The sequence below is a fragment of the Bradyrhizobium sp. AUGA SZCCT0222 genome, assembly GCF_018130205.1.
Taxonomy (GTDB): domain Bacteria; phylum Pseudomonadota; class Alphaproteobacteria; order Rhizobiales; family Xanthobacteraceae; genus Bradyrhizobium.
Map to the genome: position 1 here is coordinate 1 of NZ_JAFCLX010000069.1, position 17,822 is coordinate 17,822.

General features: G+C 63.0%; 16 protein-coding genes. 11 read left to right on the forward strand and 5 right to left on the reverse strand.

Annotated elements, in window-relative coordinates; all coding sequences use genetic code 11:
• Positions 1–545 precede the first annotated feature (545 nt).
• The gene (locus tag JQ629_RS34120) at positions 546–1,805 is read left to right on the forward strand and encodes an MFS transporter (RefSeq protein ID WP_212416341.1); all 1,260 of its coding nucleotides are present in this window, start codon (positions 546–548) and stop codon (positions 1,803–1,805) included.
• Positions 1,806–1,824: 19 nt separating this feature from the next.
• Here JQ629_RS34120 and JQ629_RS34125 read toward each other — a convergent pair whose 3' ends face one another.
• Positions 1,825–2,802 (reverse strand): tripartite tricarboxylate transporter substrate binding protein, encoded by a 978-nt coding sequence (locus tag JQ629_RS34125; protein ID WP_212416342.1) that lies wholly within the window; start codon positions 2,800–2,802, stop codon positions 1,825–1,827.
• 55 nt (positions 2,803–2,857) lie between these two features.
• On the reverse strand, positions 2,858–3,658 hold the full coding sequence (locus tag JQ629_RS34130; RefSeq protein WP_212416343.1) for a transporter substrate-binding domain-containing protein: 801 nt from the start codon (positions 3,656–3,658) through the stop codon (positions 2,858–2,860).
• Positions 3,659–3,807: 149 nt separating this feature from the next.
• Between JQ629_RS34130 and JQ629_RS34135 the strand changes: the two genes are divergently transcribed.
• From JQ629_RS34135 to JQ629_RS34165, 7 genes are all read left to right on the forward strand, one after another.
• Entirely contained in the window at positions 3,808–4,521 is a 714-nt protein-coding gene (locus JQ629_RS34135; RefSeq protein WP_212268864.1) for a TetR/AcrR family transcriptional regulator, read from the forward strand.
• Positions 4,522–4,528: 7 nt separating this feature from the next.
• Positions 4,529–5,398: an amidohydrolase family protein gene (locus JQ629_RS34140; RefSeq protein WP_249135466.1), complete on the forward strand. Its 870-nt coding sequence runs from the start codon at positions 4,529–4,531 to the stop codon at positions 5,396–5,398.
• Positions 5,399–5,408: 10 nt separating this feature from the next.
• Entirely contained in the window at positions 5,409–6,413 is a 1,005-nt protein-coding gene (locus tag JQ629_RS34145) for a Bug family tripartite tricarboxylate transporter substrate binding protein (protein ID WP_212416345.1), read from the forward strand.
• 129 nt (positions 6,414–6,542) lie between these two features.
• Positions 6,543–7,268: a PIG-L deacetylase family protein gene (locus tag JQ629_RS34150; RefSeq protein ID WP_212416346.1), complete on the forward strand. Its 726-nt coding sequence runs from the start codon at positions 6,543–6,545 to the stop codon at positions 7,266–7,268.
• Positions 7,265–7,957 carry a 4-carboxy-4-hydroxy-2-oxoadipate aldolase/oxaloacetate decarboxylase gene (locus JQ629_RS34155; protein WP_212416347.1) on the forward strand — a complete coding sequence of 231 codons (693 nt, stop codon included), beginning with the start codon at positions 7,265–7,267 and terminating at the stop codon, positions 7,955–7,957. Before JQ629_RS34150 ends, JQ629_RS34155 begins: the two co-directional genes overlap by 4 nt.
• Position 7,958: 1 nt before the next feature.
• Positions 7,959–8,813 carry a substrate-binding domain-containing protein gene (locus JQ629_RS34160; RefSeq protein ID WP_212416348.1) on the forward strand — a complete coding sequence of 285 codons (855 nt, stop codon included), beginning with the start codon at positions 7,959–7,961 and terminating at the stop codon, positions 8,811–8,813.
• A gap of 91 nt (positions 8,814–8,904) precedes the next feature.
• A complete protein-coding gene (locus JQ629_RS34165; protein WP_212416349.1) occupies positions 8,905–9,855 on the forward strand; it encodes a catechol 2,3-dioxygenase in 951 nt (316 codons plus the stop codon).
• Between the two features lie 44 nt (positions 9,856–9,899).
• Here JQ629_RS34165 and JQ629_RS34170 read toward each other — a convergent pair whose 3' ends face one another.
• From JQ629_RS34170 to JQ629_RS34180, 3 genes are all read right to left on the reverse strand, one after another.
• Positions 9,900–10,595 carry an NAD(P)-dependent oxidoreductase gene (locus JQ629_RS34170; RefSeq protein WP_212416350.1) on the reverse strand — a complete coding sequence of 232 codons (696 nt, stop codon included), beginning with the start codon at positions 10,593–10,595 and terminating at the stop codon, positions 9,900–9,902.
• Positions 10,596–10,717: 122 nt separating this feature from the next.
• Positions 10,718–12,406 carry a caspase family protein gene (locus tag JQ629_RS34175; protein WP_212416351.1) on the reverse strand — a complete coding sequence of 563 codons (1,689 nt, stop codon included), beginning with the start codon at positions 12,404–12,406 and terminating at the stop codon, positions 10,718–10,720.
• A gap of 218 nt (positions 12,407–12,624) precedes the next feature.
• On the reverse strand, positions 12,625–13,764 hold the full coding sequence (locus JQ629_RS34180) for an acyl-CoA dehydrogenase family protein (protein ID WP_212416352.1): 1,140 nt from the start codon (positions 13,762–13,764) through the stop codon (positions 12,625–12,627).
• An 84-nt stretch (positions 13,765–13,848) separates the two neighbouring features.
• Here JQ629_RS34180 and JQ629_RS34185 point away from each other — a divergent pair, with 84 nt between their 5' ends.
• The 3 genes from JQ629_RS34185 to JQ629_RS34195 are packed head-to-tail and all read left to right on the forward strand — an operon-like array spanning position 13,849 to position 17,820.
• On the forward strand, positions 13,849–14,715 hold the full coding sequence (locus JQ629_RS34185; RefSeq protein WP_212386055.1) for a FadR/GntR family transcriptional regulator: 867 nt from the start codon (positions 13,849–13,851) through the stop codon (positions 14,713–14,715).
• 51 nt (positions 14,716–14,766) lie between these two features.
• Positions 14,767–15,576: an enoyl-CoA hydratase/isomerase family protein gene (locus JQ629_RS34190; protein ID WP_349631363.1), complete on the forward strand. Its 810-nt coding sequence runs from the start codon at positions 14,767–14,769 to the stop codon at positions 15,574–15,576.
• Between the two features lie 45 nt (positions 15,577–15,621).
• Positions 15,622–17,820, forward strand: coding sequence for an acyl-CoA dehydrogenase family protein (locus JQ629_RS34195; protein ID WP_249135467.1), 2,199 nt, complete (start codon positions 15,622–15,624; stop codon positions 17,818–17,820).
• The last annotated feature ends 2 nt before the right edge of the window (positions 17,821–17,822 follow it).

The window sequence follows — 17,822 nt, forward strand, 5'->3', positions numbered from 1 at the left end:
CCATCCCGTCCTACTCAGAAGGGCGTCGGCCGTCGTCACGGACGTTGGACGGGTTGCGGTGGACGCTGGTTTACGCCTCGACGACGGCGTGGATAAGCGTACGGCAAAACCGTGTGGTCCTGGCGCCCGTTGCAGGCGTCAAGCTGTCGGGTGGGCGAGAGCCGAACGGCAGCGACGGAGTCAACCAAGAACTCGTCTCCGGGGAGAGCGCGGCATAAGCCGTAAAGCCATTGCGCAGGGAAGGCCGGGTGTTCTCCGCTGCCCTGTATGCTCGTGTGCACTTTGTTTTGTGCAAACCGCACGCGAGACCGCGGGTGCAGCGCGCACCCGGTCTTCCCTGCGCCCTCTTATTGGAGGGCTAGGAACTTTTGGCAAAGCTCGGGCGCATCGCGCCGCGAGATCGCGAATTCATATCCGGTATGACCTTTTGCGTTGTGAGATCAATGGCCGCTCAATTGACACGGCCAATCCCTGCACGCTATCCAAGCTCAGGCAAGAACAAGAAACAGGGCAGGGTGGAACGCGATGAATCGCGACAGCGAGTCTTGAGCGATTTCGCGCGGCCTTCCGCGCTCGCTCCATTCCGGATCCGGAATTATCGTTTCCAGTGGCCCGCCGATCTGCTCACCTCGTGGGCGTTCGAGATGGAGATGATCATCCTCGGCTGGTACGTGCTGGTCGAGACCGGGTCGGTGCTGCTGCTCACCGTGTTCGCCTCCCTTGGTTATATCGGCACATTGGTTGCACCGATGTTCGGCGTCGTCGGCGACCGCATCGGTCACCGCGATCTCCTGGCGATGATGCGCGCGAGCTACGCGGTGCTGGCGACCGTGCTGATGACGCTGGCGCTGTCAGGCCATCTCAGTCCACTCTTTGTTTTTATCGTCGCGGCACTGATGGGTGTCGTCCGTCCGTCGGACCTCGGCGTGCGCGGCGCGCTGGTTGCGACCATCATGCCGCGCGATCAGTTGATCGGCGCGATCAGCATCTCCCGAACCACGATGGATACCGCGCGCATCGCCGGCGCGCTGAGCGGCGCCGGATTGTTCGCCGCGCTCGGGATGGGATCTGCCTATATGGCGATCGTCTGTCTCTATCTCGTCGCGACCGTGCTGACGCTGTGCGTGGTAGCACCGGCCAAGCCGCATCCGACCGGCGATACCGAAAGCGAGGCGCTGCGGCCCTCGCCATTCCGCGACCTGATGGAGGGCGTGGCCTATTGCTGGACCACACCGCGCATGCGCGCCGCGCTCTGGGTCGCGTTCCTCGCCAACCTCACGGCCTATCCGCTCACCAACGGATTGCTGCCCTATGTGGCCAAGGCGATCTACGGCACCAACCAGACCGGGCTCGGCTATCTCTCGGCAAGCTTCGCCATCGGCTCGCTGGCGGGCTCGATCGTGCTGAGCCTGATCCACGGCATAAGGGTGGCGCGGCTCATGATCGCCTCGACCGTGCTGTGGTACGCGACGCTGCTGCTGTTCGTGCAGATGCAGACGGTACCGACCGCGATCGTCTGCCTTGTCATCGCCGGTTTCTCGCAGAGCCTTGCGATGATCTCGATCGCCGTCATCCTGATGCGCACGGCAGCCGAGAATTTCCGCGGCCGGGTGATGGGCGTGCGCATGATGGTGATCTATGGCCTGCCGTTCGGCCTTCTGGCCGCCGGCAGCCTGATCGACGAAATCGGCTTCGCCGCGACGGGAACGCTGTACGCGGCGGTCGGTCTCGCCTTGATGCTGGCGATCATGCTGCATTGGCGCGCCGATTTGTGGCCGGTGCATGCCCCGGCCAATGCGCGATAGGCGTCGGGTAGACGGCGCCTCACTGCATCTTGATGTTGGCTTCTTTCAGCACCGGCTCCCACTTGGCGGCCTCCGCGCGCATGAACGCGTCGAATTCCTGCGGTGAGTTTCCGACCGGCGTCGCGCCCATCTTTTCCAGCGCGGTCAGAACCACCGGGTCCTTGAGAGCGGCCTTAAGATCGGTGTTGATCTTGGCCACCAGTTCCGGCGCCATGCCCGCGGGTCCAAGAAAGCCCCACCACACCGACGCGTTGTAGCCGGGCAAGCCGGACTCCGCGACCGTCGGGACATCCGGCAGCGCCTTGGCGCGCTGCGCCGTCGTCACCGCGAGTGCGCGCACCGTAGAGCCCTCGAGCTGGCCGACGACCTCCGGCAAGGGATTGACGCTGATCGGAATCTCGCCGGCGATTACGGCGGTGAGGGCGGGCGCACCGCCCTTGTAGGGAATCGCAAGGATCTTCACCTTGGCCATGTAGTTGAGAAGTTCGCCGGCAAGGTGCGCCGACGTGCCGTTGCCTGACATGCCGTAGGACAAGGCGTCGGGCTTCTCGCGGGCGATCGTCAGCAACTCCCCGAGATTCTTCACGGGGCTGTTCCTGGAGACGACGATGGCGAGCGGCGACGCGGCGATCTCGCTGATCGCGGTAAAATCCTTGAACGTGTCGTAGGGCAGCTTTGGATAGAAGAACTGATTGAGCGGATGGCCGCTGGCGACCAGGATCAGGGTGTAGCCGTCGGGCGCGGATTGGGTCAGTGCCTGCGAAGCGATCGTGCCGCCGGCGCCGGGCCGGTTTTCGATCACGGGCTGCTGGCCCCAGATCTTCGACAGCGACTGGCCGACCGTTCGGGCAAGGACATCAACCGCGCCGCCGGCGGCATAGGGCACCAGAATGCGCACCGGCTTGCTTGGGAAACCCTCGGCGTTTGCCTGCGTACCGGCCAGCGAGAATAGTGCCGCGGCCAGGACGGAACGGATGAGTTTGCGTGGGGTAGGCATGGTACGAAAATCCTTCTTCTCCGGATCGATTGTTGGAAATGGGCGGCGTGCGCCGCTAATTCTGTGTTTCCGGCATAACCGCGCCGCGCAGTCCCGCACGCGCAATCGCTGCCTTGACCAGGCCTTCCGACTTCGCGGCTTCGGTGAACTGCCGGATGAACGCCATCCCGCCATCGCGTCCTTTGGGGACGCCGATTGCGAGACGCTCGACGCCCCAGCGGCCGTCGAGCACTTTTGACCCCGGCGGCTTCTCCGACATTTCGTACAGGGAGGCCTTGTTGGTGGCATAGGCGTGGAGGGTGCCGGCCGTCAGCATCTCGATGGCGGCATCGAAATTTGCCGCGCGCACGATCTCGGCCTTCTTCAGGTCGCGCGTAAGGGTGCCGTCCGAGGAGCTTCCTGCCGTGACGCCGACGCGCATGCCCGCTGCATCCATCTCGGCCAGCGCTGTGAGCGCGGAGCCCTTCGGCACGAGATAGCCGAGTTCGACTTCAAAAACCGGCGGGCCGAAATCCATTTCCTTCGCGCGCGCGGGCGTCGCATTGGTGAGGGCGATGTCGGCCTTGCCCGTCTTGACCGCTTCGAGGACCTCGGCATTTCTGGAGAAAATCACCGGCTCAAAGGGCACGCCGAGCCGGCTCGCGAGTTCCTTGCCGAGATCGTAGCCGACGCCCTTTGGTCCGCCCGACTTAGGGTCCGGCAGGATCGAGGTCGGTGTTCCCGGATACAGCGCCACCCGTAGCGCGCCGCTCGGCGCGAGGATCTGCCGAATCTCGGCGTCGGCCGCAATGGCGCCACCGGCAAAGAGCGCGGCAACCGCCAGAACCGCAACAATGACCTGGCGCCTTACAGCCATACCGCTCTCCCGTGCCTTCCGCTCCAGTCGCACCGACGCCGGTTTGTCCGGCGCCACCGATTTATTTGTTGACTGGACCTGATAATTTGGACATCTGTACAAAAGAAAAGGCGGAACGCAAACCCCAAAGAAAAACCAAAAGAAAACTCATGACGCGCAATCCCAATATGCGGGAAGCCATCCTCAGCGCGGCCGAGAGCCTGTTCTCGACCCGGGGCTTCAATGCGGTCTCGATCCGCGACATCGCGCTGGAGGCGGGCGCCAATCCCGGCAGCGTCACCTATCATTTCAAGAGCAAGGACGGCCTGCTGCTCGAAATCTACAAGCGGCATTGCGGTCCCATGAACAAGCGCCGCATCGAGTTATTGGTGGCGGCGCGGCGCGTGCGCGACGTGCAGGACCGGCTCGAGGCTGTGGTGCGCGCCTATGTGCAGCCGGCGTTTTCGTCGAGCAGCGATCTGGCCGGCGGCGGCGCGCGGTTCACGCGGCTGCGCGCTGTCATGTCGGCGGAAGGCAACGCCGTGGTCGGACGCATCATTGCGGAGATCTTCGACGACACCACCAACGCCTTCATCGAAGCGATCGAGCAGAGCCTGCCGCATCTGCCGCGCAAGACGCTGGTCTGGCGCTCCCAGTTCCTGCTCGGCGCGCTCTATTACACCCTGGTCAACCCGGAGCGGGTGACGCGGTTGTCGCGCGGCGAGGCCGATGGCGCCGACATGGCCGAGGCGATCGAGCAACTGGTTTCCGCCACCGTCGCCGCACTGCAGGCGCCTGACATCAACGGCCAGGCGGCCGCGGAGCCCGCTGCGAAAGCCGGAGCCAGGAAAGCCCCGGCCGGTTCCCGCTCACGCACCGCATGAGAGCATGATGTCGAAGCCAACGATTCCCGGCCCGGATCGCAATACGCGGACGCCGAAATTCCGCTTGCCGCCGCTGGCGTGCGACGCGCACACCCATATTTTCGGGCCGGGCGACAAATATCCGTATGCGCCGGGGCGACCGTACACGCCGCCGGACGCACCGCTGGAGGATTTCAGGGCGCTGCACAGGAAGATCGGCATTGGCCGGGCCGTCATCGTCAATGCCAGCGTGCACGGCACCGACAACCGCGTTGCGCTCGACGCCATCGCCCTCAGCAACGGGACCTTTCGCGCGGTCGCGAACATCGACGATACCATCACTGAGCGCGGCCTTCAGGAGCTTCACGACGGCGGTTTCCGCGGCTGCCGCTTCAATTTCGTGCGCCATCTCGGAGGTGTGCCCGACATGGCGGTGTTCCACAAGATCGTCGCGATGGTGGCGCCGCTCGGCTGGCACATCGACCTGCATTTCGATGCGATCGACTTGCCTGAATATGCCGACCTGCTGGCAAAACTGCCGGTGCGCTACACCATCGATCACATGGGACGGGTCAAGGCTGCTGACGGACTCAACCAGTTGCCGTTCCGGACCCTGATCGACTTGATGCAGCGCGACGAGAAATGCTGGGTCAAGGTCTGCGGCTGCGAGCGGGTTTCCTCCAGCGGACCGCCGTTCCAGGACGCGGTGCCGTTTGCGCGCCGCATCATCGAGACGGCGCCGGATCGCGTGATCTGGGGAACCGACTGGCCGCATCCCAACGTCAAGGCGATGCCGAACGACGGCGATCTGGTCGACCTCATTCCACTATTCGCGCCGGAGCCCGAGTTGCAGCAAAAGATACTGGTCGATAATCCCGCGCGGCTGTTTGAGTTCTGATGGATCAACCATGACGGTCAGGCCCGAGGGTTTTGGTTTGAGCGGCCGCTGCGCATCGATCGCAGGCGCATTTGTGTTGGCAGTGTTGCTGCTGACGCCGCAGATCGCCTGCGCCCAGAATTATCCAAACCGGCCGGTGCGGCTGATCCTCCCCTTCGGTCCGGGCGGGGTTGCCGACGTCACCGCGCGGATCGTCACCGAGAAGCTCGGCGAAAAGCTCGGGCAGCGCTTCATCATCGAGAACATGCCGGGCGCCGGCGGCATCACCGCCGCCCGCGCGGTGCTGTCGTCGGCCGCCGACGGCTATACGCTGGCGCTGCTGAGCAATGGCACCGCGATTTCGGTGTCGCTGTTCAAGAACCTGAGATTCGATCCGGTCACGGATTTCGTTCCGGTCTCGAGCATGGGTTATTTCGACTTCATCCTCGTCACCCAGGCCGGCTCGCCGTACCAGACATTGGCGGACCTGATCAAAGCGGCCAAGGCAAGGCCCGGTGCGCTCAATGTCGGCACCATCAATGTCGGCTCGACGCAAAACCTCTCGGCGCAATTGTTCAAATCCACTGCCGGCGTCGAAATCACCATCGTGCCGTTCCGCAGTTCGCCCGATGTCCTGATCGCGCTGCTGCGCGGCGATATCCAGATGGCGATCGAGAATTACACCGCGGTGCAGTCGCACATATCAGATAAGGCGGTGACTGCGGTGTCGACTTCGGGTTCGGTCCGCACGCCGTTCCTGCCTGACGTTCCGACGGTAAAGGAAGCCGGCGGCGGCGATTTCGAGGCGCAGTCCTGGAATGCGATTTTTGCGCCCAAGGGCACGCCGCCGGAGGTGATCAAGACGCTCAATGCGGCGCTCCGCGAGGTGCTCGACACGCCCGACTTGAAGAAGCGCGCGCTCGAGCTGGGCATCGAGGCCAAGGCCTCCACGCCGGAGGAAATCGCGCAGCGGCTGAAGGACGATATCGAGAAATGGGCTAAAGTGATCGAGCGGGCGGGCATCGAGAAGCAGTAAAGCGTTTTCCAGCGAAGTGGACACCGGTTCGCGTCAAGAAAACGCGTCAGATCAATAATCTAGAGCCCCGTTCCGATTTCATCGGAACGGAAAAAGGCTCTAGCCGGAAAACCGAAAGAGGAAACAGCAATGACCAATGCAAACAAGACCGGCCTCGTGGTCACGGCGCATCCCGGCGATTTCGTCTGGCGCGCGGGCGGGGCGATCGCGCTTCACGCCAGGAAGGGTTACCGCATCAAGATCGCCTGCCTGTCGTTCGGCGAGCGCGGCGAGAGCCAGTTCGCCTGGAAGGAAACCGGTGCCACGCTTGAAAAGGTCAAGGCGGGACGGCGCGACGAGGCGCAGCGCGCAGCCGAGATGCTGGGAGCGGAAATCGAATTCTTCGATGCCGGCGATTATCCGCTGCGCACCACCGAAGCGCATTTCGACCGCATGGTCGATATCTACCGCGAACTCAATCCGTCCTTCGTGCTCACCCACGCGCTGGAAGACCCCTACAATTTCGATCATCCCAACGCCGCGCATTTCGCGCAGGAGACCCGCGTGGTGGCGCAGGCGATGGGCCACAAGCCCGGCGCCAAATACACCTACGCCGCGCCGCCGGTGTTCCTGTTCGAGCCGCACCAGCCCGAGATGTGCAATTTCAAGCCGCAGGTGATCCTCAACATCGACGAGGTCTGGGAGCAGAAGCGCAAGACCTTTGAAATTCTCGCCGCGCAAAAACACCTGTGGGCGTACTATGAGCGCGTCGCATTGCAGCGGGGCATGCAGGGCGGCCGCAATTCCGGCAAGGCCATGACCTATGGCGAGGCCTATCAGCGGCTGTTCCCGATGGCGATGGAGGAGCTGGCATGAAGACCGTTGTTGTCAGGAACATCAAGCGCACCGATGCCGACCTCGTGAACCGCCTTGGCACGCTCGGCGTCGCCACCGCGCATGAGGCCTATGGCCGCTTCGGCCTGATGAAACCATATTTGCGTCCGGTATGGGCCGGCGGCGAGGCGGCAGGCACGGCGGTGACCGTGTTGGCGCAGCCCGGCGACAACTGGATGATCCATGTCGCGGTGGAGCAGTGCAAGCCCGGCGACATTCTGGTGGTCGGCTGCACCACCGACAATACCGATGGCATGTTCGGCGATTTGCTCGCGACCTCGCTGATGGCGCGCGGCGTCAGGGGCCTGGTGATCGATGCCGGCGTCCGCGATGCCAAGGCGCTGCGCGAGATGGGGTTTCCGGTGTGGTCGAGGGCGATTTCCGCCAAGGGCACGGTCAAGGCGACCTTGGGCGCCGTCAATGTGCCCGTGGTCTGCGCCGGGATCAACGTGGTGCCGGGCGACGCTGTTGTCGCCGATGACGACGGTGTCGTGGTCGTCAGGCGGAAAGATGCCGCCGACGTCGTTGCTAAGGGAGAAAAACGCCACGCCGACGAGGACGGCAAGCGCAAGCAACTCGCCGCCGGTGTGCTCGGCCTCGACATGTACAAAATGCGCGAGCCCTTGGCGAAGGCAGGGCTCGTCTATATCGATGAGCCGGAGAGCGACTGAGATGGCAATACGCCTGCGCACCTTGCTCGGCGACCATCCCGGCACCGCGGCGCTGAAGAGCGGCGCGATTAAATCCGATCTGGTCGAGTTCGACTTTGTCGACTACTCGCCGACCAACAAGGGCTTCAAGCCGATGGTCCGCGAGGCCGCGTTCGACGTCTCCGAGATGGCCATCGTCACCTATCTGATGGCCAGGAGCTTTGACAAGCCGATGGTGCTGCTGCCTGATGTGGTGATGGCGCGCTTTCAGCATGGACATGCGCTGTATAACGCAAAGCGGGGCGCGCTGACCCCTACCGATCTGAACGGCAAGCGCGTCGGTATCCGCTCCTTTACCACCACGACCGGCGCGTGGCTGCGCGGTATCCTCGCCAATGATTGCGGCGTCGATCTCAATTCGATCGACTGGGTGACCTTCGAGGACGCCCATGTCGCCGAATTCAGGGACACGACCAAACGGGCTCCGGCCGGCAAGCCAATCATCCAGATGCTTGTGGATGGTGAACTCGACGCGGTGCTCGGTGAGAAGTCCGACCATGCGGATTTGAAACCGCTGTTCGCCGACGTCGCCGCGGAGGAGAAGGCCTGGGCTGCCAAGCACAAGGTGGTGCCGATCAACCATATGGTGGTGGTAAGCCGGGCCCTGTGCGAGAAAAATCCGGACGTAGTGCGGGAAGTGCATCGGTTGCTGGCGGAGTCGGCCAAGGCGTCAACCGCCGCGCCACGTTTCTCTGCAGATGAGATGCGTCGTTCGCTGGAGCTGATTATCGGCTACACCGCCCAGCAAGGCCTCATTCCGCGTGCTTTCAGCGTCGATGAGCTGTTCGACGACGTAACGCCTGCGCTGCAATTGTAGGGTGGGCAAAGGCGCGTAGCGCCGTGCCCACCATCCGAACTTGAACTGGTGGGCACGCTACGCTTTGCCCACCCTACGAGAGAGACCACCTATGACCCTAGAGCCGATCTTCGATCTCGCCCATCTCGGCCACATGGAAATGCTGACGCCGAAGCCGGAGGAAAGCGAAAAATTCTTTGTGGACGTTATGGGCATGACCGTCAGCGGCCGCAAGGGCGAGTCGGTCTACTTGCGCGGCTGGGACGATTACGAGCGCTATTCGCTCAAGCTCACGGCTTCCAAAACCTCAGGGATGGAGCATATGGCACTGCGCGCGCGCAGCCCGCAGGCGCTGGAGCGACGTGTCGCCGCGCTGAAGGGATCCGGCTTCGACATCGGCTGGGTCGATGGCGACATGGGGCAGGGGCCGGCGTTCCGTTGCCGCGATCCGGACGGCCATATCGTTGAACTCTATTACGAGACCGAGTGGTATCAGGCGCCGCCCGAACTGAAGCCCGCACTGAAGAACCAGGCGCAGCGGTTTCCGGCGCGCGGCGTCAATGTCCGCCGGCTCGACCATCTCAATTGCCTCGCGGTCGACATCAAGGCCAACCGCCTGTTCTTCGAAAACTATCTCGGCTTGCGCACCACCGAGCAGATCGTTCTCAACGACGGCACGGAAGCCGCGATGTGGATGACGATGTGCAACAAGAGCTACGATTTTGCCTACACCCGCGACCACTACGGCAAGATGGGCCGCTTCCATCACGTCACCTACGCACTCGACAGCCGCGAGGAGATTTTGCGCGCCGCCGACATCTTCCTGGAAAACGGCATCCACATCGAAACCGGTCCGCACAAGCACGCGATCCAGCAGACCTTCTTCCTGTATGTCTACGAGCCCGGCGGCAACCGCGTCGAAGTCGCCAACGCCGGCGCCCGCCTCATCCTCGCGCCCGACTGGAAGCCGATCGTCTGGACCGAGGAAGAGCGCAAGAAGGGACAAGCCTGGGGGCTGAAGACCATCGAGTCGTTTCATACCCATGGCACGCCGCCGGTGTGAGGGAAGGCGGTTAGCGCCGAATTCCGCTCGGTCGCACGTTCGAACTATCCAGACTGAAGCGCTTCGGTGTGCTCGACCGCGGAGGGCGTCCGGCATCCGACAATCGCCGGCGCCTCCCTGACCAGATCGTCATTCCCGAGGGCCGCGACCATGAACAGGGCAAAGTCGACGCGATGCGTCATGTTGCTGTTGAGGATGGGGTCGCCGACGTGGCGGCTCCACACGGGTAAGCCCTGGCTCTCGCCCTCCTGGAGGTCGCTGCCGCGCACGACCGTCCACCGCGTGTTACTGGCAAACACCCGCCGGCACGCTTCCACCTGATCGTTGAGGTCCACGACGCGGAAAAGCCGCGCCAGCCCGCCGGCAATCGTCACGAGCGCTTTGACTCTGAGCGTGTACACGTCAAGGCCGTCGCGTGTGATGTGCCATCCGCAGGAGAAAACGAGGCGGGCGCCCGGACGCGCATGGTCGAGCACCGCCTGGGCCGTTCCCGATGCGTAGTGGTTGACCCCCCACGGCACGAGCACGGTGAGCACCCCGTCGCATCCCGCGACAGCGTTCTTGATCACCTCGCGATCGTTGGTCGCCCCGGGAATGATCGTTATGCGCTCCTTGAAGGCGTCGAGCTTGCCGACGCTGCACGCCCGGCAAACCCCAACGACTTCGTAGCCCCGCTCCAGAGCGTGCTGCACCATGTACCGCCCAAGTTTTCCGGAGGCCCCGACGATACAAACTTTCATTGCGCGCGCCCCGTACGCTTGGGTGATCTAAGTGCTTCTCCCGTCAGGGTAACACAGTGATCTTCTCGTGATATGTCGCCCGCCGCGCCTCCAGTACGACCTTCGCAAGCCTGGCGACTCCGTCAACGAATCGCTTCCAGGACATTTCGTCCAGTCCATCGATTGGTCAACGCGATCGCCGACCCTATGACGAGGCCGAGCGCAATTCCGACCGGAACACCATAGAAGGCGCCACCAGTCAGCAAGATCGCGGCATTTGTGTCGTTGTCCTGCATCCAATTGATTACGCGATCGACGATGCCAAGCGAATACAAGCTGCCAAAAAGCGCCCCCGCCACCACGCCGCCGATCACCACCGCCGACAACGCGCATAGGAGCCCAATGGCGAGCCGGCGCGAACTGAGGCGCTCAAAATCGAAGTTAACGATCGAAAAAACGAATATTGCCGAACCGGCGATTCCACCCGGCAGGAGAAGTTCGGGTTTGAGCATCGGCCCGGGCATCTGCCCGAAATAATAGGTCAGTACCGGCGCGCAGATCAGGCCCGCGAACGCGCCGCCCAACGACGTGCCGAGCAGGATGCGTGAAGCTGATGAACTCTCCAGCGGCTCCAACTTGCCTCTGGAGAACCGCGAAAAAAACAGCGCGAAGAAACCCAGAATGCAACCGGTAATGACAGTAGCCGTCGTGATCTGAACGCAAAGTTCGCCCAGCGATTTTGGCTCACTCATGTTACCTGCAAACGGACCGTTATACCTTTCTACCCACGCCTGATGGTACACGAAGGTGATTCCCAGCGCGGTGATGAGCGAGCCGAGATAGCCTCCGAGACTTCCTTTCTGAAAACTCACGAAGAGATGGTCCAGCAAGGTCGAGGATTTCTCCTCATCGAGCTGGAAGGCCCCCCGCAGCCGTGAGTATGCGGTCTGCGTGCCATACATCAGGATCGAAAGCGAAAGCACAGGGAATATGATTGAGAGTGCGAATAGCTGCCAGGAAGCTTCAGGTGATGACAGATACAGCGAATAGGGAATGCAAGACAGGACCAGACCCAGGATCGCCAACGCATTTCCCAGAAACAGGAACAGCGAACCGGGATTAAAATAGAATGGGGCCATCAGTGAGGAGTGATCCCACGGCCGCTGTCGTTCCTCTGTCGCGATGAATACTTCCTTGCGGACGCGACTCATCAGGTTGGATATTGGAAGGTCCACCAACTCGACATTTTTGAGAAACGCCTCCGTGAAGGGGCTCAGGAAGGTGTCACCGTCGTAAGCCACGTCTCCCGGTGAAGTCGCAAATGCGATAAAGGTGCCATTCGGTCCTCGCATGGCGGCCAGACCTGTTGCCTCTGCGTTGCGCTCGTCCACCACCAGTGTTTTGCCTTTGCCCAGGGAAATGCCTTTTGCGGCGATTGCCTTTTGAGCGCCTTTGTCGCGGCAAGCGTCCAGCAGAACGATCTGCACACTGGTGTTCCTGTCGACTGCGTCGATGATCTCTTGAACGTTGACCAGCCTGACACTGTCGCCGTCCTCGAAATCGATTGGGACGATGAAATTCATTTCCTCGATCTGAACTCCATGTCCCGAGTAGTACACGACCGTGACGGCGGGGCGCGCAGCGCTGATCTTGCTCGTGAACTCATCGATCAGCGAATAGGCGCTGTCGCGTTCAAGATCCGTCCCCAAAGTAACGTCGAATTTCAACCGCCTTAGGGCACTCGCCACTTGTTGCGCGTCGTTCTTCGGGCTTTTCAGGAAGTACTGACCCGGGTACGCGCTATTTCCAAAAACCAAGGCATGTTTGATCATTTGCGCGTGGCTCCCGAGCTTTTCGTAGGGGCCGTCCGGCCGGCAAAAAGTCGACACCGTGATTGTAGCTGTGCCGCAATGCTCGTGCAACGATTGGAAGAGTGAGGGCGCTACCAGATTTTCGAACGGCCGAAATTGGCGTAGCCAATGCCGTTTGCCAGCCGGGAGTTGGCCCGGGTTGGCGCCATCTCGTCGACGGTCACTTTGTCGGCACTGTTCTACCGAAGCAGCTCCCGGGCGATCACCACGCGCTGGATCTGGTTGGTGCCTTCGAAGATCTGGGTCAGCTTGGCGTCGCGCATCATGCGCTCGACCGGATAGTCCATGGTGTAGCCGTAGCCGCCGAAGATCTGGACGGCGTCCGTTGTCACCTTCATGGCCATATCGCTGCCGACGCATTTGGCCATGCTGGCGAGCAAATTGAGGCGTTTCCAGTCTCCGGCATCGCCGGCCCGGGCGCATTCGTAGATGAGGGCACGTGCGGCCTCGATCTGCATGGCCATGTCGGCTAGCATGAATTGCACGCCCTGAAATTCCGCGATCGCCTTCTTGAACTGTTTGCGCTCCTTGGCGTAGGCAACGCACGCGTCGAGCGCGCCCTGGGCCAGGCCGACGGACTGGGCGCCGATGGTCGGCCGGTTGAGGTCGAGCGCGCGCATCGAAGCCCGGAAGCCCTTGCCTTCTTCCCCGACGAGGTTCTCCGCGGGAACACGGACATTGTCGAAGAAGATCGGTGTATTCGGCGCGCCGCGGAAGCCCATCTTGCGCTCGTGGCGTCCGAACGAGATGCCCGACATCGTCTTCGGTTCGACGATGAAGGCACTGATCCCGTCGGCGCCCGGGGCGTCGCTGGTCCGGGCCATCACCACGATGTAGTCGGCGACGACGCCATAGCTGCACCATTGCTTGCGGCCGTTGAGGACGTAGCTGTCACCGTCCTTCCGGGCACGGGTGTTGATCGCGGTGACGTCGGAACCGGCTTGTGGCTCGGATATCGCGATCGCCGTGACAACGCCGCCCTTGGCGATAATGGGTAGGTATTTGGCGCGCTGCTCCTCGGAACCGAAGTGAAGCAGCGGCATGATGAACATGGTGTTGAGGGCTGCGATCGAGGCGCAAGCCGGCGAGACCCTGGATATCTCCTCCCGGGCGAGGCAGGCCAAGGTCAGGTTGCCGTTCGGACCGCCGTAGCGTTCCGGCACCCAGAGCTGCATCAGCCCCATCTCGCCGAACAGCTTCACCAGTTCGAGCGGGAAACGGTCGGTCTCGTCGATCTCGGCCGCGACAGGCGCGACGTGCTTTGCGACCATCTTCCGCACGGTGTCGCGGAACGCGATCTGCTCCTCGGTGAAGCTCATGTTGATCCCCGGGTCATCTTTTCTTGCCGGAAGTTTGAAAAAGGGACTTCCATTGAATGGGTGATCCATTTAATAATTCACCCCATGAGCACCAAGTCAAGCCCTCGCACGCCCGCCCGCCCCAGGTCATCGACGCCCAACCGGCGCGAAAGGGTCCCCGATCACCGCGCGGCTGGAGCGCCGGCCGCGCCGGCATTCCGCCCGATCCACACACGGCGTGCGTTCGAGGAAATCTGCGAGCGCATCCGCGAGCAGCTCGCGCTCGGCGTCCTCAAGCCGGGTGACAAGCTGCCGCCCGAACGCGATCTGGCCCAACAGCTCGGCGTCAGCCGCAACGTGCTGCGCGAGGCCTTGCGGAGCCTCGAGATGGCCGGCGTGCTTCGGCTGCAGAAGGGGGTCAAGGGCGGGGCCTTCATTCAGGAGGGCGACACCAGCCGCATGAACGGCGTGATGCGCGATATGCTGTCGCTCGGCACGATTTCCGTCCGGGAATTGTCGGAAGCGCGCGTTCACGTTCTCGATCTCGTGGTGCGGCTGGCGTGTGCCAATGCACGAAAAGCCGATCTCGACGCGCTCGAGGCCAATATTCGGCGCACCGAGGATGCGACGCGGGAAGGGCGGCTGCTGGACCGCGTCGAATGCTCGCGCGAATTCTACAAACTGCTCGCGGCGTCGACCGGTAACAAAGTGATCGCCATGATCATGGATTCGGTCACCGAGATTCACATGCGCTTCGTCTACGCCAAGGTCTCGTCGAGCGGCGTCGCGATGGCGCGGCTGGCGGAAAAGCGACGGCAATTCCTGGCGGCGCTGGGTGAACGAAATGTTGCGTCGGCGACGCGCCTGATGCGTACCCATCTGGAATCCGTGCAGCGGATGCTGGAGCAGGACCCCGGCGCGATGTCGCTTCACGTCGCGTTGGCGGAGGTGCAGCCCGGAATGCGCAGATAACAGAGAGTGGCTCGATCCACCCTCGGAACAATTATAACAACGGAGGAAAATGTGTCCCAATACGCCAGATACGAATGCCTGTCGGTCGAGGTCGCGGACAAGGTCGCGACCGTGACCTTGAACCGGCCGCAAGCACGCAACGCCATCAATCAGAAGCTGATCCGCGAACTGCGGACCATCTGGGACGACCTGGCCGACGATCACGCCGTCCACGTCGTGGTGCTGACGGGCGCGGGTGATTTCTTCAGCGTCGGCGGCGACGTGAAGGCGATGTCGGAGCGGCCGGGCGGCGATGTCCTCGAAGAGGGCGAAGTCCACGACCCCATGATCAGCCGCCGTGGCGTGACCCGCCAACTCGAACTCGACAAGCCGATCATTGCAGCGATCAACGGCGACGCCATCGGCCTCGCCGCAACCCACGCGCTGCTTTGCGACATCACGGTGATGGCGGAGGACGCGCGCATCGGTGACACCCACGTCTCGCGCGTCGGCCTGGTCGCCGGCGACGGCGGTACTGTGATTTGGCCGCTGCTGATCGGCATCAACAAGGCCAAGGAGTATCTGATCCGCGGCACCCTTCTGAAAGGTGCGGAGGCTGAGCGGATCGGGCTGGTCAATCATGTCGTGCCGCGCGCGGAGGTGCTCGCCAAGGCCCGCGAGATCGCGATTGAGCTCGCCAACGGCCCGACCTGGGCCATTCGCTGGACCAAGCTGTCGATCAACCAGATCGTCAAGGATCGCGTGAATATGATGCTGGAGGCCTCGATGGCGCTCGAGCAGGTGACATTCGAGACCGCCGACCACAAAGAGGCGACCATGTCGTTCAAGGAGAAGCGCAAGCCGAAATACGGCAAGGCATAGTCTCCCATGGCTGCGGCCGCGCCTCCGAGCGACGACACCGCCAAAATGCTTCGGGATTCCCTGCGCGGGTTTCTCGAAGCGCATTGGGCCGCGGGTGGCGGCAAGGAGCGGCCGTCCCCGGACGATACCTCGGCGATCTGGCGCAAGCTCATCGGGCAGGGGGTGGCTGCGCTCGGCTCCGGCCGCGACGAAGGCGGCCTTCGCGAGATCCTGGTGGTCATGGAAGAGCTTGGCCGTGCCGCGTGTCCGGCCCCGATGTGGTCCGTCGCGCTGGCCAACTTTTCCCTCTCGGGCTCGCGGACCGACGCCGCCGTGGAGCTGTTGAAAAAGCTGCATGCTGGCACAGCGGTGGCTGCTTTCTCCTTCGGCGCCCGCGACCCTGATGTGGGTGCAGGATCGATCCGGATTGACGGCTCGCGCGCAACAGGCGTGCTTCGTTTCGTCGAGGCGGCTGGTGCCACACATCTTCTCGTGGCCGTTGACGCGTCCCATCTTGCCCTCGTCCAACTGGATGCATCAGGCATTGTCCTCACGCCGACGCGCGCCATGGGCGCATGGGGGCTCTGCGAGGTGCGGCTGAATTCGGCGCCGCTGACGCTTCTTCCGCTGGAGGCGTTCGACCTCGACGATATCAGCCTCAAGGCCCAGGTCGCATTGCTGGGGCGGGCACATGGCGCCGCCCGGCGCGCGTTCGAGCTGGCCACGGACTATGCCAAGGAGCGTCACCAGTTCGGGCAACCGATCGCAAAGTTTCAGGCGATCCAGCACAAGCTCGCCAACGGTCTGATCGCGCTCGAAGGCGTCCGCCTGATTCTGGACCATGCGGCCAGGCTGCACGACATTGATGACCGCAACTGGCGCTATTTCGCCGATTGCGCGGTTGCCTTTGGCGGGCACGCGCTGCGGCGCGTGTCGCTCGAGACCCAGCATATTTTCGGCGCCATCGGCTATGCCGAGGAGCACGAGGCCGCGCGACATTTCAAGCGCGTGCACCTGGACACGGTCGCGCTCGGCGGGGCGCCGGGTGCGCTGCGGAGGCTGGCTTCGTATTTGCTGGATCGCGGCGGCGCGCCGTTGCCGCAATACGATCTCGGTCCGGCCGGCAACGAGCTGCGCGAACAGGTGCGGCGCTGGCTCGATCAAAACTGGTCGGGAGACCGGAAGGCGAGGTTCGACCAACAGCCATTTGAAAAGCGTGAATTCGACGCCGAGTTCGCGCGCGATATCGGCAAGACCGGATGGATCGGCCTCGGATGGCCAAAGCAATTCGCCGGGCAGGGCCGTTCCCCGTTGGAGCAGATCGCATTCATGGAGACGATGGAGCAGGGCGAAGCACCGCGGATCGGCGCGTCGATCCAGGCCAACGCCCTGATGATGTTCGGCACGCCGGAGCAGCAGCAGAACTACCTGCCGGAAATTCTCCGGGGCGAGGCCATGCACGGCATGGGTTACAGCGAACCGCAAGCCGGCTCCGATCTCGCCGCGCTGCGCACCAGCGCGGTGCGGGACGGCGAGCACTGGGTCATCAACGGCCAGAAGATCTGGACCACGACCTGGTGGGGCAAATACATGTTTCTCGCAGCCCGGACCGACAGGAATGCCAAGCCGCCGCACGCCGGCATCAGCATGTTTATCGTCCCGATGAATGCGCCGGGCATTACGATCCAGCCGGCGAGCACGATGTATGACGGCACGTTTGCCAACATCTTCTACGACGACGTTCGCATCCCCCTGGAAAATATTGTCGGCGAGGTCAATGGCGGCTGGAAAGTCCTGACGGGCGCACTCGCCTTTGAGCGCGGTCTGGTCGGCGGCGGCATCGTGTTGAAGGTGGCCCACGCCTTCGAGCAGCTGCGCCGGCATGTGATGGCGGCCGAGGGCGATCGGCCGCCGCCCGCTCAGGATGCGATCGTGCGCGACAAGATGGCGACGCTTGCCTGCGAAATCGAGGTTGGCCGGCAACTGATGATGCATTGCGCCGAACTCGCGGCCGATGGCGTGACGCCGCCGGAATATGGCGCGATCAGCAAGGTTTATTCCGGCGAACTGATGGAACGCTTCGGCGAGGCGGCGCTCGACATTCTCGGGATGCGCGCCGCGATTTCCGAGCAGATGCCGGGCGCGATCGATAATGGCCGGTTCGAACAGAACCTGCGGCATTCGCTGATGTGGGTGATCAGCATCGGGACCAACGAGATACAGCGCAGCCTGATCGCCCAGCGCGGGCTCGGGCTGCCGAGATAGGA

Excerpts from the sequence above, each read along its gene's own strand:
- JQ629_RS34125 (WP_212416342.1), bottom strand. The coding sequence starts at position 2,802 with ATGCCTACCCCACGCAAACTCATCCGTTCCGTCCTGGCCGCGGCACTA.
- JQ629_RS34130 (WP_212416343.1), bottom strand. The coding sequence starts at position 3,658 with ATGGCTGTAAGGCGCCAGGTCATTGTTGCGGTTCTGGCGGTTGCCGCG.
- JQ629_RS34135 (WP_212268864.1), top strand. The coding sequence starts at position 3,808 with ATGACGCGCAATCCCAATATGCGGGAAGCCATCCTCAGCGCGGCCGAG.
- JQ629_RS34140 (WP_249135466.1), top strand. The coding sequence starts at position 4,529 with ATGTCGAAGCCAACGATTCCCGGCCCGGATCGCAATACGCGGACGCCG.
- JQ629_RS34145 (WP_212416345.1), top strand. The coding sequence starts at position 5,409 with ATGACGGTCAGGCCCGAGGGTTTTGGTTTGAGCGGCCGCTGCGCATCG.
- JQ629_RS34150 (WP_212416346.1), top strand. The coding sequence starts at position 6,543 with ATGACCAATGCAAACAAGACCGGCCTCGTGGTCACGGCGCATCCCGGC.
- JQ629_RS34155 (WP_212416347.1), top strand. The coding sequence starts at position 7,265 with ATGAAGACCGTTGTTGTCAGGAACATCAAGCGCACCGATGCCGACCTC.
- JQ629_RS34160 (WP_212416348.1), top strand. The coding sequence starts at position 7,959 with ATGGCAATACGCCTGCGCACCTTGCTCGGCGACCATCCCGGCACCGCG.
- JQ629_RS34165 (WP_212416349.1), top strand. The coding sequence starts at position 8,905 with ATGACCCTAGAGCCGATCTTCGATCTCGCCCATCTCGGCCACATGGAA.
- JQ629_RS34170 (WP_212416350.1), bottom strand. The coding sequence starts at position 10,595 with ATGAAAGTTTGTATCGTCGGGGCCTCCGGAAAACTTGGGCGGTACATG.
- JQ629_RS34175 (WP_212416351.1), bottom strand. The coding sequence starts at position 12,406 with ATGATCAAACATGCCTTGGTTTTTGGAAATAGCGCGTACCCGGGTCAG.
- JQ629_RS34180 (WP_212416352.1), bottom strand. The coding sequence starts at position 13,764 with ATGAGCTTCACCGAGGAGCAGATCGCGTTCCGCGACACCGTGCGGAAG.
- JQ629_RS34185 (WP_212386055.1), top strand. The coding sequence starts at position 13,849 with ATGAGCACCAAGTCAAGCCCTCGCACGCCCGCCCGCCCCAGGTCATCG.
- JQ629_RS34195 (WP_249135467.1), top strand. The coding sequence starts at position 15,622 with ATGCTTCGGGATTCCCTGCGCGGGTTTCTCGAAGCGCATTGGGCCGCG.